Annotated in this window: 12 protein-coding genes; 9 read left to right on the top strand and 3 right to left on the bottom strand. The window is 66.3% G+C overall.

Annotation, left to right across the window (positions count from 1 at the left end; all coding sequences use genetic code 11):
* Window positions 1–6: 6 nt before the first annotated feature.
* Genes VG566_RS06240 through VG566_RS06230 form a run of 3 tightly spaced genes read right to left on the bottom strand, consistent with a single transcriptional unit; the run spans window position 7 to window position 3,434 of the window.
* On the bottom strand, window positions 7–1,644 hold the full coding sequence (locus VG566_RS06240) for a pseudouridine synthase (RefSeq protein WP_049406012.1): 1,638 nt from the start codon (window positions 1,642–1,644) through the stop codon (window positions 7–9).
* Complete coding sequence (scpB, locus tag VG566_RS06235; protein WP_075076339.1) at window positions 1,637–2,512, bottom strand: SMC-Scp complex subunit ScpB; 876 nt, start codon at window positions 2,510–2,512, stop codon at window positions 1,637–1,639. The genes VG566_RS06240 and scpB overlap by 8 nt, the downstream gene beginning before the upstream one ends.
* Window positions 2,513–2,525: 13 nt before the next feature.
* Window positions 2,526–3,434, bottom strand: a complete 909-nt coding sequence (locus VG566_RS06230; protein ID WP_014647754.1) for a segregation and condensation protein A — start codon at window positions 3,432–3,434, stop codon at window positions 2,526–2,528.
* A gap of 375 nt (window positions 3,435–3,809) precedes the next feature.
* On the opposite strand from VG566_RS06230, the gene VG566_RS06225 reads away from it, so the two are divergent.
* From VG566_RS06225 to VG566_RS06185, 9 genes are all read left to right on the top strand, one after another.
* Window positions 3,810–4,109, top strand: a complete 300-nt coding sequence (locus VG566_RS06225) for a YciI family protein (protein ID WP_014037825.1) — start codon at window positions 3,810–3,812, stop codon at window positions 4,107–4,109.
* Window positions 4,106–4,381 carry a BolA family protein gene (locus VG566_RS06220; protein ID WP_014647753.1) on the top strand — a complete coding sequence of 92 codons (276 nt, stop codon included), beginning with the start codon at window positions 4,106–4,108 and terminating at the stop codon, window positions 4,379–4,381. The genes VG566_RS06225 and VG566_RS06220 overlap by 4 nt, the downstream gene beginning before the upstream one ends.
* Before the next feature lie 148 nt (window positions 4,382–4,529).
* Window positions 4,530–5,567 (top strand): LacI family DNA-binding transcriptional regulator, encoded by a 1,038-nt coding sequence (locus VG566_RS06215; RefSeq protein WP_014647752.1) that lies wholly within the window; start codon window positions 4,530–4,532, stop codon window positions 5,565–5,567.
* A gap of 79 nt (window positions 5,568–5,646) precedes the next feature.
* A complete protein-coding gene (locus tag VG566_RS06210; RefSeq protein ID WP_032960107.1) occupies window positions 5,647–8,703 on the top strand; it encodes a TonB-dependent receptor in 3,057 nt (1,018 codons plus the stop codon).
* 248 nt (window positions 8,704–8,951) lie between these two features.
* Window positions 8,952–10,556: a glucoamylase family protein gene (locus VG566_RS06205; protein WP_014647750.1), complete on the top strand. Its 1,605-nt coding sequence runs from the start codon at window positions 8,952–8,954 to the stop codon at window positions 10,554–10,556.
* Window positions 10,557–10,560: 4 nt separating this feature from the next.
* The gene (locus VG566_RS06200; RefSeq protein ID WP_032960112.1) at window positions 10,561–11,901 is read left to right on the top strand and encodes a sugar ABC transporter substrate-binding protein; all 1,341 of its coding nucleotides are present in this window, start codon (window positions 10,561–10,563) and stop codon (window positions 11,899–11,901) included.
* Complete coding sequence (locus VG566_RS06195) at window positions 11,898–12,779, top strand: carbohydrate ABC transporter permease (RefSeq protein ID WP_005410323.1); 882 nt, start codon at window positions 11,898–11,900, stop codon at window positions 12,777–12,779. The genes VG566_RS06200 and VG566_RS06195 overlap by 4 nt, the downstream gene beginning before the upstream one ends.
* Window positions 12,776–13,612: a carbohydrate ABC transporter permease gene (locus VG566_RS06190; RefSeq protein ID WP_006456347.1), complete on the top strand. Its 837-nt coding sequence runs from the start codon at window positions 12,776–12,778 to the stop codon at window positions 13,610–13,612. The genes VG566_RS06195 and VG566_RS06190 overlap by 4 nt, the downstream gene beginning before the upstream one ends.
* A complete protein-coding gene (locus VG566_RS06185) occupies window positions 13,609–16,776 on the top strand; it encodes a discoidin domain-containing protein (protein WP_053496314.1) in 3,168 nt (1,055 codons plus the stop codon). Before VG566_RS06190 ends, VG566_RS06185 begins: the two co-directional genes overlap by 4 nt.

Raw genomic sequence — 16,776 nt, 5'->3', positions numbered from 1 at the left:
TGCCGATCAGCCGCCGCGCGGGCCGCTGCGGCGCGGGCCGCCGGGACCGCGGTTGCCACCGGGGCCGCCCGGGCCTCGGTTGCCACCCGGACCACCGGGACCACGGTTACCACCCGGGCCGCGGTTGTTACCGCCGCCCGGACCGCGACCGCCCGGACGGGCGCCGTGTGCCGGCTTCGGGCTGCCATACGGGTTGAAGCCCGGGGTGGCGTGGTCGGACGGGAAGCTCGGGGCGTTGCCCGGATGGCCGTACGGGTGCTTGTTGCCCTGGCCCTGCGAGCGGTTGCCGCCACCGGCCGGACGACCCTGGCCGCCTGCGCCGCCACGGCCTTCACCACCAAAGCCGCCACGGCCCTGGCCGCCACCGGCACCTGCGCCCGGGCCCTTCGGCTTGCCGTACGGACGGCCCTGGCCGCCTGCGCCCGGACCACGGGCACCCGGGCCACGTGCGCCCGGACCGGCATTGCGATGGCCGCTCGGGCCGGTGCTGACACCGTCCGGCACGTACCAGGTACGGAACGCGGCCGGATTGCCTTCCGGCAGCGAACGATCATTCTTCTGGGCGCGCTGCTTGAACGGCTTCTGCGACTGCTTGGCTGCCGCTTCACCGCTGACCGTCAGGCCACCCTTGAAGCCGCCACCCTTGCCGCCGCGACCACGGCCGCGGTCTTCGCGGACGTTGTCGAAACGACGCAGCTCGCGGCCTTCGTCGGCGGTGTTGTGGCCGTTGACGTAGGCGTTGCCACGGCCACCTTCGCGCACGCGCACGGTGGTCTTGGCCGCGCGGCGCTGGCCGATCACCGGCTGCAGCGTCAGTGCCGACGGTGCGCCTTCTTCCAGCTTCAGCTGGGCGCGCAGGGCTTCAACCTGCGTGGTGCCCAGTTCCACCGAATGGCCACGGGCCAGTTCGCGCGGCAGGCTCACCTTGCCATAGCGGGTGCGCTTCAGGCGGCTGACCTGGCAGCCCTGCGACTCCCACAGCCGGCGCACTTCGCGGTTGCGGCCTTCCTTCACCACGACGCGGAACCAGTCGTGCGAATCGGTGCCGCCGATGCGTTCGATCTCATCGAACTTGGCCGGGCCGTCTTCCAGCGCGACGCCACGGGTGAGGCGGTCGACGATGGCGTCAGAGACCTTTTCCTCGCCTTCCGGCGCACGCACGCGCACCACGTACTCGCGCTCGACCTCGAACGACGGGTGCATCATGGCGTTGGCCAGCTCACCGTCGGTGGTGGCCAGCAGCAGGCCGGTGGTGTTGATGTCCAGGCGGCCGATGGCGATCCAGCGCGCGCCCTTCAGCGGCGGCAGCGACTCGAACACGGTCGGGCGGCCTTCCGGATCATCGCGGGTGGTCACTTCGCCTTCCGGCTTGTTGTAGACCAGCACGCGCGACGGCTCGGCCAGGGCGGTGGCGACGAAGCCGCGGCCATCCAGTTCGATCTTGTCGCCGCTCTTGACCGACATGCCGGTCTGCGCGACTTCACCGTTGACCTTGACCAGGCCTTCGGCGATGCGCTGTTCCAGCGCGCGGCGCGAGCCGAGGCCGGCCTGGGCGAGCACCTTGTGCAGGCGTTCTTCCAGCTTGAACTGTTCGGAGGTGGCTTCGCGCTTCAGCGAGAGCTTGTTACGGGGGGTGTCACTCATCAGTTTTGCTCCGGCCGACGGTTTCGAGGTCGGCCTCTGGTTCGGAATCGGCTTGGTCAACAGCCACGGTCGTCATCGCGACGGCGTTGTCTTCGCGTTCGTTCACTGGCACCGCGCGCTCGCCCGGCGCGGAATCGGGGTGCCCATCATCGAGGGGCGAAGGTGCTTGCTCATCGGTGGCCGACGCAGGGGCTGCATCGGCGGAATCGGGGGTGTCACTGCCGGCCAGGCTGGCATCATCGTTCGCGGCAGCGCCATCGGCGCCGGCCGAGATGTCCGGACCCTCGGCACCGGCGACGGCCGGCGCATCGCGGTCCAGGGCAAGCTGCGGTTCCAGCTCGCCCAGGTCCTTCAGCTCCGACAGCGGCGGCAGTTCGTCCAGCCGCTTCAGCCCGAAGTAATCCAGGAAGCCCTTGGTGGTGCCGAACAGCGCCGGTTTGCCGGGCACGTCGCGATGGCCGACCACGCGGATCCACTCGCGTTCTTCCAGCGCCTGGATGATGTTGCTGCTGACCGCCACGCCGCGCACCTGTTCGATCTCGCCGCGGGTGATCGGCTGCCGGTAGGCGATCAGCGCCAGGGTTTCCAGGGTGGCACGGGTGTAGCGGGTCTTGCGTTCGGTCCACAGCCGGCTGATCCAGCCATGCACTTCGCCGGTGACCTGGTAGCGGAAGCCGGAGGCGACCTCGACCAGTTCCACGCCGCGGCCTTCGCAGGCCTCGCGCAGGCGTTCCAGCGCACGTTCGATGCTGCCCGGCGGTGCCGGTTCCTCTTCCGGGAACAGGTCCTTCAGCTGGGCCAGGGTGAGCGGCTGGCTGGAAGCCAGCAGGGCACCCTCGACAATGCGGTTGATCAGCGATTGATCCATCGGCAGTCAGCGCTCACTCGTCTGCATTGGCGTCGTCGTCGTTGTCGTCGAACTCGCTGCTGAACTGCAGCGGGGCATTGGTGTTGCCGGCCGCCAGCGACTTCACGTAGATCGGCGCCAGCGGTTCTTCCTGGACGATGTCCAGCAGCTGTTCCTTGGCCAGCTCCAGCACCGCCAGGAACGTGACCAGCACGCCCAGCTTGCCTTCTTCGGCGGTGAACAGCCCTTCAAAACGATAGAACTTGCCATCTTCCAGGCGTCCCAGCACTTCGCCCATGCGTTGCCGCACGCTCAGTGCCTCACGCTTGATGGCGTGGCCGCTGAACAGCTCGGCGCGCTTGAGCACGTCGTGCAGGGCCAGCAGCATTTCCTTCAGGTCCACCGGCGGCGGCAGCTTCACCGTGGCACGTTCGGGCATGAAGGCATGTGCCACGGTGGTATCGCGGTCCTGGCGGGGCAGGGCGTCGATGTTCTCGGCGGCCTGCTTGAAGCGTTCGTACTCCTGCAGCCGGCGCACCAGTTCGGCGCGCGGGTCGGCTTCATCGCCTTCCTCGCTGACCGGGCGCGGCAGCAGCATCCGCGACTTCACCTCGGCCAGGATCGCGGCCATCACCAGGTATTCGGCCGCCAGCTCGAAGCGCAGCTCGCGCATCACGGTGATGTACTCCACGTACTGCCGGGTGATCTCGGCAACGGGAATGTCCAGTACATCCAGGTTCTGGCGGCGGATCAGGTACAGCAGCAGGTCCAGCGGGCCTTCAAAGGCATCCAGGATGACTTCCAGCGCGTCCGGCGGGATGTACAGGTCCTGCGGAATCTGCAGGACCGGTTGCCCATGCACCACGGCCAGCGGCATTTCCTGCTGCTGGGGGGCGGGCGGCCGGGTTGGCGGGTTCGCGTCGAGCGCGAGTTCGGAAGTCATCTAATGGAGATCAGGATTGCAACGGACCAGTCGCGGCACCGGGTTCGCCGGGCCAACGCCACGGAGCCCCAAGGCGCCAGACACGCCGGGATCGGCGCGATTCCACACATATCAAACAGCGGGACGCGCCGCGGTAAACGGCAGCGACAGAACTACGGGGAGGTCGTCTACGTGGCCCGGCCGGGTGGTCCGGTTTGAAGCAGCGGGACGGTCGTCGGGGGCTGCGTTGGCCGCAAAAACCGACGGGCCGCTGCATCCAGCCACGTGCAATGGAGTCTAGGGTAAGCCTTTGCCGCGCCAGTGTCCAGCCGGACCGGGGCGGGGGCTGCATTGGCTAGAATCTGCGGACCCGACAACGCAAGCGAGGAAATGCCGGTGTGGTATGTGATCGAAGGGTATGACGGCCAGGATGTGCTGGCGCAGCGGCTGCAGGCGCGGCCGGAACACCTGGCGCGGCTGCACGCGCTGCGCGACGAGGGACGCCTGCTGCTGGCCGGCCCGTGCCCGGCGGTGGACAGTGAAGACCCGGGCCCGGCCGGTTTCAGCGGCTCGGTGGTGATCGCGCAGTTCGAGTCGTTGCCGCAGGCCCAGGCCTGGGCCGATGCCGACCCGTACGTGGCTGCCGGCGTCTACACCCGCGTGCAGGTACGCCCGTTCCGCAAGGTCCTGCCGTGAACGCGGAACGGATCGAGCGGATCCGTGATGCGCTGCAGCAGGCGCTGGCACCCAGCGTGCTCGAGATCGAGGATGACAGCCATCGCCATGCCGGCCATGCCGGCGCGCGCGACGGGCGCGGCCATTTCAACGTCCATGTGGTGAGTGAACGCTTCGCCGGACTGGCTCCGTTGGCCCGGCATCGCGCGGTCTATGCCGCGCTGGGGTCGATGATGGACACCGATATCCACGCGCTGTCCATCCGCGCACATACCCCGTCAGAACAGGGCTGAGCCCTTGTCCCGCACTGTCCTGGCGGGTCCGCAAGGGCCTGGCCACGGACAGGTTTTCATGTCCATTTCGGGACATTCGCCTAACGGACTGTTTACAAGCCCAGATGGAAACGCTTACATTCCGCGCCAATGCTGGTAGGTCCAAGCCGTGGAGGGCGGCTTCGTGAACAAGGCAGCTATCACAATCAAAGACGTCGCACGCGAAGCCCGGGTCTCCGTGGCCACGGTTTCCCGCGCGCTCAACGGGCATGAAAATGTCGCCGAACCGGTCCGCCAGCTTGTGCTGGAGGTGGCCGCACGGCTGCGTTACACCCCGCATGCCGCCGCCCGCAGCCTGAGCAGCCGCCGCACCAATACGGTGGGCGTGGTGCTGCCTGACCTGTACGGCGAATTCTTCTCCGAACTGATGCGCGGCATCGACGGCGTGGCCCGCAACCGCCGCCAGCACCTGCTGGTGTCCAGCTACCACGGCGACCAGGAACAGCAGGGCGCCGCCCTGCGTGCCATGCGGGGCCGCGTCGACGGCCTGCTGGTGCTCTCGCCCTATGCCGAGAGCCCGGGCTTCCTGACCGACAACCTGCCGCAGTCGCTGCCGACGGTGTTGATCAACACCTATCTGCCCGGGCAGGACCATCCGGTGCTGAGCATCGACGACCACGCCGGTGCGATGGCGATGACCCGCCACCTGCTGGACGCCGGCCACCGCCGCATTGCCTTCATTTCTGGCCCGGACCTCAACTTCGACGCGCGCGAGCGCCTGCGCGGCTTCCGTGACGCGCTGGTGGCGTTTGGCAGTGGCGCCGAAGGCATCGAGCTGCCCGGTGATTTCGACGAAGCTTCCGGCCATCGCGCCGGTCAGGAGTTGCTGGCAGCCGGAGCGCTGCCCGATGCCGTGTTCGCCGCCAACGACATGATGGCCCTGGGCTGCCTGTACGCGTTCACGCAGGCTGGTGTCCGTGTGCCGGCCGATGTTGCCCTGGCAGGTTTCGATGACATTCCACTGGCGCGTTTCGTCCACCCGTCGCTGACCACCATGCAGGTCAGCATCGCCGAGCTCGGCGACCGGGCCATGACGCGTCTGATGCAGTTGATGGACGGCACCTCCACGGATGGGACAGGGGACAAGCAGACCCTGGTTCCCCGCTTGATAGTTCGCGATTCCACCACTCCGCCATCCGGCCATTGAAGCCAGAGGCGTTCCTTCTTTTTTTTTGACTGATCGCAGGGACCGCGCAAGCGGTTACCGCCACCCGGAGATTGAGTTGATGATGCATACCACCTTCCGCATGCCGGCGCGCCGGCTGCTGAGCACCGCACTGGTCAGCTGCCTGATGCTGGCCGCCGCCCCCAACGTCATGGCGCAGTCGGCCAACGCCAGCCTGCGCGGCCAGGTTGCCGGCGCCCAGGCAGGTACCGAAGTGACCGCCACCAACGTGGCCACCGGTACCGTCCGCCGTGGCACCATCCGCGCCGACGGCAGCTACTCGCTGATGGGCCTGGACCCGGGTACCTATGACGTGGTCGCCAACGGCCAGACCCAGAAGGTCACCGTCACCGTGGCCTCGACCGCGACGCTGAACTTTGCCGGTGCCGCCAGCAGCACCCCCGGTTCGACCGCGGCCACCAACCTGGACACCGTCAACGTCGTCGCGCCGACCCTGCTGCAGGAAGTGCGCACCTCCGAAGTCGGCAAGACCGTCAGCCTGCAGCAGATCCAGACCACCCCGCAGGTGTCGCGCAACTTCCTGGAGTTCGCCGACGCGGTGCCGGGCCTGATCTTCACCCGCGACGCCAAGGGCAACACCTCGCTGCGCGGCGGCGCCACCAATGCCGACGGCACCAACGTGTACATCGACGGCGTAGGCCAGAAGAGCTACGTCAAGGGTGGCGGCGTGGCCGGCCAGTCCGGCAGCGCCGGCAACCCGTTCCCGCAGTTGGCCATCGGCGAATACAAGGTCATCAGCGGCAACTACAAGGCCGAGTATGGCCAGGTGTCGAGCGCCGCGGTGACGGCTGCAACCAAGTCCGGCACCAATGAGTTCAAGGGCGAAGCGTTCTACCGCTACACCGATGAAGACATGCGTGCCAAGACCCCGGCCGAGCGCCAGGGTGGCAAGGAAAAGATGGTCTCGGCCGAGAAGGAATACGGCTTCGCCCTGGGCGGCCCGATCATCCAGGACAAGGCGCACTTCTTCGTGACCTACGAAGCCAAGCGCTTCGACCTGCCGGTCACCATCGCGCCGGATGGCGCGGTCACCGGCGCTGCCGGCCTGCTGCCGCCCGCCGGTGCCGCCGGCCTCGGCCCGGCCAGCCAGCCGTTCCAGCAGGATCTGATCTTCGGCAAGATCGACTTCGAGCCGACCGACAACGACCGCATCGAGCTGACCTTCCAGGACCGCGACGAAACCCAGTCGCAGTTCAGCGGCCAGACCTCGCCGGAAGCCGGCCGTGAAGTGGTCAACACCGACCGTCGTTATGCCCTGCGCTGGAACCACAGCGGTGAGCGCTACTACAACGAGTTGATGGTCACCCACGAAGATTCGTTCAACAATCCGACCCCGCTGACGCTGGCCAACGGCATCACCTACACCGCACCGGACGGCCCGGAAGACCGCACCATCGTGAAGATCGGTGGCGCCTCGGCACTGGATTCGCAGGTGAAGGGCCAGAAGGGCTGGTCGATCGAAGACAACCTGACCCTGGATGGCATCCAGTGGGCGGGCGACCACACCATCAAGATGGGCGTGAAGTACAAGCAGATCGACCTGTACGCGTCCGATGCGGCGCAGATCAACCCGACCTTCACCTACTCGCTGGGTGATCCGGACTTCCCCGATTCCATTCCGTACAAGGCGCAGTTCGTCAAGCCGGTGACCGGCGTGACCGGTGTGTCCGGCGAAGTGCGTTCGAAGTCCAAGCAGTACGGCGTGTTCATCCAGGACGACTGGCAGGTCAATGACCACCTGCAGCTGAACATCGGCCTGCGCTGGGACTACGAAAAGACCCCGTCCTACCTGGACTTCGTGACCCCGCAGCAGGTGGTCGACGCCATCTATTCGCAGGATCCGCGCGCTCCCGCCGGCCAGACCTATGCCGATTCGCTGGCACTGGGCGGCCTGGACATCAGCGACTACATCAGCAACGGTCACAACCGCAAGGCATTCAAGGATGCCTGGCAGCCGCGCCTGGGCTTCTCGTATGACATCAATGCCGACGAGCAGCACGTGATCCACGGTGGTGCCGGCCGTTCCTACGACCGTGACCTGTTCGACAACCTGCAGCTGGAAACCACCAAGCTGGCCCTGCCGCAGCCGACCATCTACTTCCGCAACCCGGCCACCGGCGCCTGCATCAACGGCCAGGCCGCCTGCTATGACTGGAACCCGAACCTGCTCAACGGCATCGGCAACCTGCAGGCACTGGTCGGCGCGACCAGCAATGCCGGCCTGGAGGTGGACCTGCTGAACAACAAGCTGAAGGCGCCGTACTCGGATCAGTTCAGCCTGGGCATGAGCAACCAGATCGGCGACTGGCTGACCGACGCCACCATCGCTCGAACCCTGAGCTACGACGGCTTCGCCTTCACCCTGGGCAACCGCTACCCGACCGGCCAGTTCTTCGATGATCCGCGCCTGTGTGGTGGCACCTCCCCGGGCCTGAGCCAGGCTTGGAGCTGCAACGTGCCGGGCTTCGGCAGCCTGATCATCGGCCAGCAGGGCATCAAGACCCGTGCCACCCAGGTCCTGCTGTCGGCACAGAAGCCGTTCACCAAGGAAAGCGGTTGGGGCACCTCGATCGCCTATACCTGGACCACCGCGCGCCACAACCGTGACATCAACGAGAAGTACGCCTTTGATCGCGGTCTGATCGGTGATTACCCGACCATCCGTTCCAACGGCGCGCCGCGCCACCGCCTGGTGGTGACCGGTTCGTACGCGGGCTTCTGGGGCATCACCTTCGGCGGCAAGATCACCCTGGCCACCCCGACCGCCGTCAACGACTGGTACCCGGTGATGCAGGCCAGCGGCTACACGCTGCCGACTCCGCAGGCGGCCGTGCCCAACGCAACCGGCAAGTTCCTGGTGGGCGGCAAGATCTTCGGCTACCGTTCGGTCGACCTGCAGGCGACGAAGACGTTCAAGATGCCGGGCAACACTGAGCTGTACGCCCGCCTGGACATCATCAACGTGTTCAACTTCGACAACTTCTCCACCTACAACTACGTCAAGACCAACGGCAAGCTGCAGGCCAGCTACAACGAGACCGGCGACATCATCGGTACTCCGCGCCAGGTCAAGGCCGAAGTGGGCTTCCGCTTCTAAGCCCGGATGGATGCATGACCCCGATGCCGCCGCTCCGCCGGCGGCATCGGGCGCCTGAAAATGGCAATGGCCGGCCCCGTGCCGGTCCATTGCCCACGCCGCTGCCGGCCAGGGGGGCAGCGGCGTGGGCAATGATCGCGGTGTCAGGCCACGTTTTTCGTGGTTTTTTAAGCACACACCTTGTAAACGATTTCAGATCATTGGACGGTATGCTTTCCCATCGATCAGACCACCGGAGGAACCGCGCCATGCAGGCACGCCATCTGTTGTCCGCCGCAGCGCTGAGCCTGGCCGTGGCCGCCTGCCAGCCGGCCCAGCAGGAACCTGCCAAACCGCGCCCGCCGGTGATCCTGATCGAGGCCGATGCACCGCCTCGGCCCATGAAGCCTGAGCTGCCGCCGCTGTTCGATGACATCGAGCGCCGCACCTTCCAGTTCTTCTGGGATACCACCAACGAGGTCAACGGGCTGACCCCGGACCGCTACCCGTCGCGGCCGTTCGCCAGCATCGCCTCGGTCGGCTTCGCGCTGACCGCCTATCCGATCGGCATCGAGAACGGCTGGGTCAGCCGCAACCAGGCGATCGACCGCACGCTGACCACGCTGAAGTTCTTCCGCGACGTGCCGATGGGCCCGCAGCGCACCGGCAAGGCCGGTTACAAGGGCTTCTACTACCACTTCCTGGACATGCAGGAAGGCCGTCGCTACGACAGCTGGGTCGAGCTGTCATCGGTGGATACCGCGCTGCTGATGATGGGCGTGCTGTTCGCGCAGTCGTACTACGACGGTGATGATCCGCGCGAGAAGGAAATCCGCCAGATCGCCGATACGTTGTACAAGAAGGTCGACTGGCCGTGGCTGCAGCAGCGTGCACCGCTGATCTCGATGGGCTGGTTCCCGGAGAGCGGTTTCATCGACCACGACTGGATGGGCTACAACGAGGCGATGATGGTGTACATCCTCGCCCTGGGCTCGCCGACGCACCCGGTCAGCCCGGACGCGTGGACGGTGTGGACGCGTACCTACGACAACGACTGGGGCGTCTACCAGGGCCAGGAATACCTGTCCTTCGGCCCGCTGTTCGGCCACCAGTACAGCCACGTCTGGATCGACTTCCGCGACATCCAGGACGCCTACATGCGCGAGCGCGGCAGCACCTATTTCCTCAACAGCCGGTCGGCCGCGCTGGCCCAGCGCGAATATGCCATCGCCAACCCGATGCAGTGGAAGGAGTATGGCGAGAACGTGTGGGGCCTGACCGCCAGCGATGGTCCGCAGAACACCACGCAGGAGTACCGCGGCGAGCAGCGCCAGTTCCGCCACTACTCCTCGCGCGGCGCCGGCCTGCGCGAGAACTTCGATGACGGCACCATCGCCCCGACCGCTGCGATCGCCTCGGTGGTGTTCGCCCCCGAGCAGGTGATCCCGGCCACGCTGGAGATGCACAAGCGCTTTGGCGACTACATCTATTCCAGCTACGGCTTCCTGGATTCGTTCAACCCCAGCTTCAACTACGACATCCCGATCAAGACCGGTCGTCTGGTTCCCGATCGCGGCTGGGTCGCCAGCGACTACATCGCCATCGACCAGGGCCCGATCCTGACCATGATCGCCAACTACCGCGATGACTTCGTCTGGGAAGTGATGAAGAAGAACCCGTACATCCGCAAGGGCCTGGAGCGGGCCGGGTTCAGCGGTGGCTGGCTGGCGCCGGAAGGCTCGTTCCAGCCGCTGGAACTGCAGAAAGACGAAAAGGCCGCGGCAGCACGCGCGGTGGGTATCGCCGAATCACGCGCGGCTGCCGCGCAGGAACAGAAGAACAATGCCAACCGCACCACAGGCCAGGGCAAGTAGCCCGATGCCGAACTGGATCGACCGCCTGCGCCGCTGGGCGCTGCCTACCCTGGCCGCGTTGGCCGTGGCCGGCTGCGCCCGTACCGAACCGGGCACCACCACCGTGCGCTTCTGGGCGATGGGCCGCGAAGCCGAGGTGGTCAGCGAGCTGATCCACGAATTCGAGGCCGAAAACCCCGGCATCAAGGTGGATGTGCAGAACATCCCGTGGACCGCTGCACATGAGAAGCTGCTGACCGCATTCGCCGCCGATGGCCTGCCGGACGTGTGCCAGCTTGGCAACACCTGGGTGCCGGAGTTCGCCGAACTCGACGCGCTGACCCCGCTGCAGCCGTTCGTGCAGCGCTCCACCGTGGTCGACCCGAAGGACTACTTCCAGGGCATCTGGGATACCAACGTGATCCACGGCGGGCTGGTCGGCGTGCCGTGGTACGTCGATACGCGCCTGATCTACTACCGCAAGGACCTGCTGGCCAAGGCCGGCTACGACCACCCGCCGCGTACGTGGCAGGAATGGGAAGAGCAGATGGCGGCGATCAAGCGCATGCAGGGCCCGAGCCGCTACGCGGTGCTGATGCCGATCAACGAGTTCGAGCAGCAGCTGTCGCTGGCCTTGCAGCAGCCCGACCCGCTGCTGCGTGACGACGACACCCGGGGCAATTTCTCCAGCCCGGGGTTCCGCCGCACGCTGGGCTTCTACGCCAACATGTTCGAGCAGGGCTGGGCGCCGAAGATGTCCGAAACCCAGATCTCCAATGTCTGGGACGAATTCTTCCGCGGCTTCAACGTGTTCTACATCTCCGGCCCCTGGAACATCCGCGAGTTCAAGAAGCTGCAGCCGAAGGAACTGGAAGGGCAGTGGGGCACCGCCGCGCTGCCGGGGCCGGACGGTCCGGGCGCGGGCATCGCCGGTGGTACCAGCCTGGTGATCTTCCGCAAGTCGCAGCAGAAGGAGGCGTCCTGGAAGCTGATCGAATTCCTGTCGCGGCCGGAAATCCAGGCACGCTTCCATTCGATCATTGGCGACCTGCCGCCGCGCCGCAGTGCGTGGAACACGCCGTCGCTGGCCAATGACCCGCTGGCGGCCGCGTTCCGCGATCAGCTGGAGCGGGTCAGGCCGACGCCGAAGGTGCTCGAATGGGAGCGCATCGTGCAGGAAATGCGCATCGTCACCGAGAAGGTGGTGCGCGGTGGCCTGCCGCAGGACAAGGCCGTGGAAGAGCTGGACCAGCGCGTGGACAAGGTGCTGGCCAAGCGCCGCTGGATGCATGAACAACAACGCCTGCAGGAGCGCGCGCCGTCGCCGCAATCGAGCAGCGCCGTGGCCGCCGGGAGCGCGCAATGAAACGTACTTCGCTGGCCGGCTGGATCTTCGCCGGCCCCTCGCTGATCGTGCTGGGCGTGTTCTTCGGCCTGCCGGTCGCCTCGGCGCTTGCACTGAGCGTGACCGACTTCGACCTCTATGCACTGGCCGATAGCAGCAACCTGCGCTTCGTCGGCCTGGGCAACTACATCGACCTGCTGCAGACGCCGATGTTCTGGAAGTCGCTGTGGAACACCACCTACTTCGTGCTGATCGGCGTGCCGTTGTCGATCGGCGTGTCGCTGGGCGCGGCGATGCTGCTCAATGCACCGGCCGCGCGCTTCAAGGCCCTGTTCCGCACGGCCCTGTTCGCGCCGGTGGTGACCACGCTGGTGGCGGTGGCGGTGATCTGGCGCTACCTGTTCCATACCAGCTATGGCCTGGTGAACTACGGCCTGGGCCATCTGGGCATCAGCCCGATCGACTGGCTGGGTGATCCCAACTGGGCGATGCCGACCATCATGCTGTTCGCGGTGTGGAAGAACTTCGGCTACAACATGGTGATCTTCCTGGCCGGCCTGCAGGCGATCCCGCATGACCTGTACGAAGCGGCGCGCATCGATGGTGCCTCGCGCTGGAAGCAGTTCCTGCACATCACCCTGCCGATGCTCGGCCCGGTGCTGCTGGTGGTCGGGGTGATTACCGTGTCCGGCTACTTCCAGCTGTTCGCCGAACCCTACGTGATGACCCGCGGCGACCCACTGCAGAGCACCGTCAGCGTGCTGTATTTCATGTTCGAAGAAGGCTTCAAGTGGTGGAACCTGGGACGTGCCTCCGCCGTGGCGTTCCTGCTGTTCCTGATCATCCTGGCGGTGACCACCGTGATGCTGCGTTTCGGCCGCAAGAGGCAGTTGGTATGAGTCGTGAAATCGGCCAGTCGCGCTGGTACCCGTGGATGATCAATGGTGCGTTGCTGGTGCTGGCCCTGGTCAGCCTGGCACCGCTGCTGTGGATGGTCTCGGTCTCGTTCATGCCGCAGGGCGAGGCCAGCCATTTCCCGCCGCCGCTGCTGCCTTCGAGCATCACCACGCACAACTACCATGAACTGTTCGCGCGCACCGGCATGGGCGGCAACTTTGCCAACAGCCTGCTGGTGTCGCTGGGCATCACGATCGGCTCGCTGCTGCTCAACACCATGGCCGGTTACGCTTTCGCCAAGCTCAACTTCGTCGGCCGCGAGCGCCTGTTCCAGGTACTGATGGCGGCGCTGGTGATTCCAGCGCAGGTGGCGATGCTGCCACTGTTCCTGCTGATGAAGCAGCTGGGGCTGGTCAACAGCTTCGGCGGCGTGATCGTGCCGGCGCTGGCCAGCGTGTTCGGCATCTTCCTGGTACGCCAGTACGCACGTTCGATCCCGGACGAACTGCTGGAAGCGGCGCGCATCGACGGGGCAGGGGAGCTGCGCATCTTCTTCCAGATCGTGCTGCCGATGCTCAAGCCGGTGCTGGTGACCCTGGCGATCTTCACCTTCATGGGCGCATGGAACGATTTCATGTGGCCGCTGATCGTGTTGACCGACCAGGAGCACTACACTTTGCCGGTGGCGCTGGCCACCCTCTCGCGCGAACACATCATGGACGTGGAAATGATGATGGCTGGCGCGGTGGTCACCGTGGTTCCGGTGCTGGCGCTGTTCCTGGTGCTGCAGCGGTACTACATCCAAGGTCTGTTGCTGGGGAGCGTCAAGGGATGAAGCGAGCGATCGCCGTTGGACTGGGACTGTTGTGGACCTCCCTGGCGATCGCCGCACCACCGGCACTGCCGGCGCCGAAGGTGCTGGACGACTTCGACGATATCGGCGCCTGGAAACTGGTGCTGTCCGACCAGGTCAGTGGTTCGCTGCGGCCGGTCAGCGGCGCCGGCGGCGGCCGCGCGCTGTGCCTGGACTATGATTTCCACAAGGTCTCCGGCTACGTTGGCATCCGCCGCGCGCTGAACATCGACTACCCGGTCAACTACCGTTTCGGCTTCCAGCTGCGTGGTGATTCGCCGGCCAACGACCTGCAGTTCAAGCTGATCGATGCCAGCGGCGACAACGTCTGGTGGGTCAACCGCCCGGGCTACAGCTTCCCCAAGGCGTGGACACCGGTCGAATACCGGCGTCGCCAGATCGACAAGGCGTGGGGGCCGTCGCCCGAGAAGGAGATGGCGCGCAGCGCCGCGGTCGAGTTCACGATCTACAGCAAGGTCGGTGGCCGCGGCACGGTGTGCTTCGACAAGCTGACCCTGCAGGGCCTGCCACCGCAGGATGATTCGGCACTGGTGCCATCGGTCATCGCCGATACCGCCACCGCGCTGCAGGACCGCATGATCGATGGCAAGGGCGATACGTTCTGGATCAGCGGCGGGGTCAAGCAGCAGACCATCAGCCTGGACCTGCACAAGAGCCGCGAGATCGGCGGTGCGGTGATCGACTGGCTGCCGAACCTGGAAGCCAATCGTTACACCGTGCGGACGTCCGAAGATGGCCGGGACTGGCGCACTGTGCGCGAGGTGACCGGCGGTGCGGGTGGCCGCGACTGGCTGGCGCTGCCGGACACCGACGCACGCTACGTGCGTTTCGATCTGCTCGATGGCCCGAACTGGCGCTATGGCATCCGTGACATCACGCTCAAGCCGCTGGCGTTCGCCGCCACGCCGAACGCCTTCCTGTCCTCGGTGGCGGCCGACCTGCCGCGCGGTTCGCTGCCGCGTGCGTATGTGGGCGAACAGCCGTACTGGACCCTGCTCGGCCTCGATGGCGGCCAGGAACAGGCGCTGATCAGCGAGGACGGTGCGCTGGAGCCGGCCAAGGGCAGCTTCAGCATCGAGCCGTTCATCCGCCTCGACGGCAAGCTGCTGGACTGGTCGAAGGTGGCCACTACCCAGTCGCTGCAGGACCACTATCTTCCGATCGCCAACGTCGACTGGGTGCACGAGAAGGCCGGCCTGGCGGTGACCAGCTTCGTGCAGGGCACGCCGGAGCGCGCGCAGTTGATCGGCCGCTATCGGCTGAGCAATCCGGACAAGGTGGCGCACGAGTACACCCTGGCGCTGGCGATCCGCCCCTGGCAGGTCAACCCGCCGACCCAGTTCCTCAACACCGTCGGCGGCTTCAGCCGCATCGATGCGCTGGACGTGGGCGAACAGCTGGTACGCATCAACGGCGAGCCGCGCATCTATCCACTGCAGGTGCCCGATGCCCGTTTCGCCAGCACGTTCGATGGCAAGCTCGATGCGATGCATCTTGCGTCCGGAAAGTATCCGGCCACTACGGCAGTGAAGGACAGTACCGGCATGGCGTCCGGTGCGCTGCTGTATACGATCAAGCTGGAACCCGGGCAGAGCCGCGAAGTGGCAGTGGTGCTGCCGCAGACCGGGAGCTGGGCGCCGCAGGCGCTGGACGTGGCCAAGGCGCAGGCGCAGGTGGCCGAACAGTGGCGGCACGCGCTGGGCGTGGTCTCGCTGCAGGTGCCGGCGGCAGGCCAGGCCCTGGTCGACACCCTGCGCACCGCCGTGGCGCACATGCTGATCTCGCGGGTCGGCCCGCGCCTGCAGCCGGGCACGCGCTCGTACGCGCGCAGCTGGATCCGCGACGGCGCGATGATTTCCGAAGGCCTGCTGCGCATGGGGCGCAGCGATGCCGTGCGTGACTACATCAACTGGTATGCGCCTTACCAGTTCGAGAACGGCAAGGTGCCGTGCTGTGTCGATGCGCGCGGCAGCGACCCGGTGCCGGAGAATGACAGCCACGGTGAGCTGATCTACAGCATCGCCGAATATGGGCGCTATACCGGCGACAGCACCTTCGCCGAGCTGATGTGGCCGCACGTGCAGGGCGCCTACAGCTACATGGAGCAGCTGCGTGCCAGCGAGCGTACCGAAGAGAACCGTGCGCGCAATCCGGCGTTCTACGGGATGATGCCGGCCTCGATCAGCCACGAAGGCTATTCGGCCAAGCCGATGCATTCGTACTGGGATAATTTCTGGGCGTTGCGCGGCTACAAGGACGCGGCATCGCTGGCGGCCCAGCTGGGCAAGGTCGAAGCGATGCAGATCGCCGAGTCGCGTGACCAGTTCCGTGATGACCTGCAGGCGTCACTGCTGTCGGCGATGCAGCAGCACAACATCGACTACCTGCCGGGCTCGGCCGAGCTGGGCGATTTCGACGCGACCTCGACCACCATCGCGCTGGCGCCGGGCGGCGAGCAGGGCCGGCTGCCGCAGCAGGCGTTGGAGGCGACCTTCGAGCGCTACTGGAAGGAATTCGTGGCCCGCCGCGATGGCAAGCGCGAGTGGAAGGACTACACGCCGTACGAATGGCGCAACGTGGCCGCCTTCGTTCGCCTGGGCTGGCGCGATCGCGCCTGGCAGGCGACCGAGTTCTTCTTCAAGGACCGTGCGCCGCAGGCCTGGAACCAGTGGGCCGAAGTGGTCTCGCGCACGCCGCGCAAGCCGTTCTTCGTCGGTGACCTGCCGCATGCCTGGGTCGCCTCGGACTTCGTGCGCTCGGCCCTGGACATGTTCGCCTACAGTCGTGACATGGACGATGCGCTGGTGTTGGCCGCCGGCATCCCGACGGCCTGGCTGCAGGGCGAGGGCATCGCCGTGCAGGGCCTTCGCACGCCGCAGGGCCAGCTCAATTACCGCCTGCAGCGCAGCGACAAGCAGCTGGTGCTGGAGGTGCAGCCGGGCCTGGTGCCACCGGTCGGTGGCGTGGTGTTGCCGTGGCCGTACGCCGGTGATCCGGGCGAGGCGACCATCAACGGCGAAGCGGCCGAATGGATCAACAAGGAACTGCACGTGCACCAGCTGCCGGCACGGGTCGAGATCGATGTACCGGGCGCGGTGCGCCGCGCCGAGCGCAAGGGGCAGTAA

The organism is Stenotrophomonas sp. CASM114, from assembly GCF_049384325.1.
Taxonomy (GTDB): Bacteria; Pseudomonadota; Gammaproteobacteria; order Xanthomonadales; family Xanthomonadaceae; genus Stenotrophomonas; species Stenotrophomonas muris.
The sequence above is the reverse complement of the archived record's forward strand: the minus strand, read 5'-3'. Positions and strand labels throughout refer to the sequence as shown.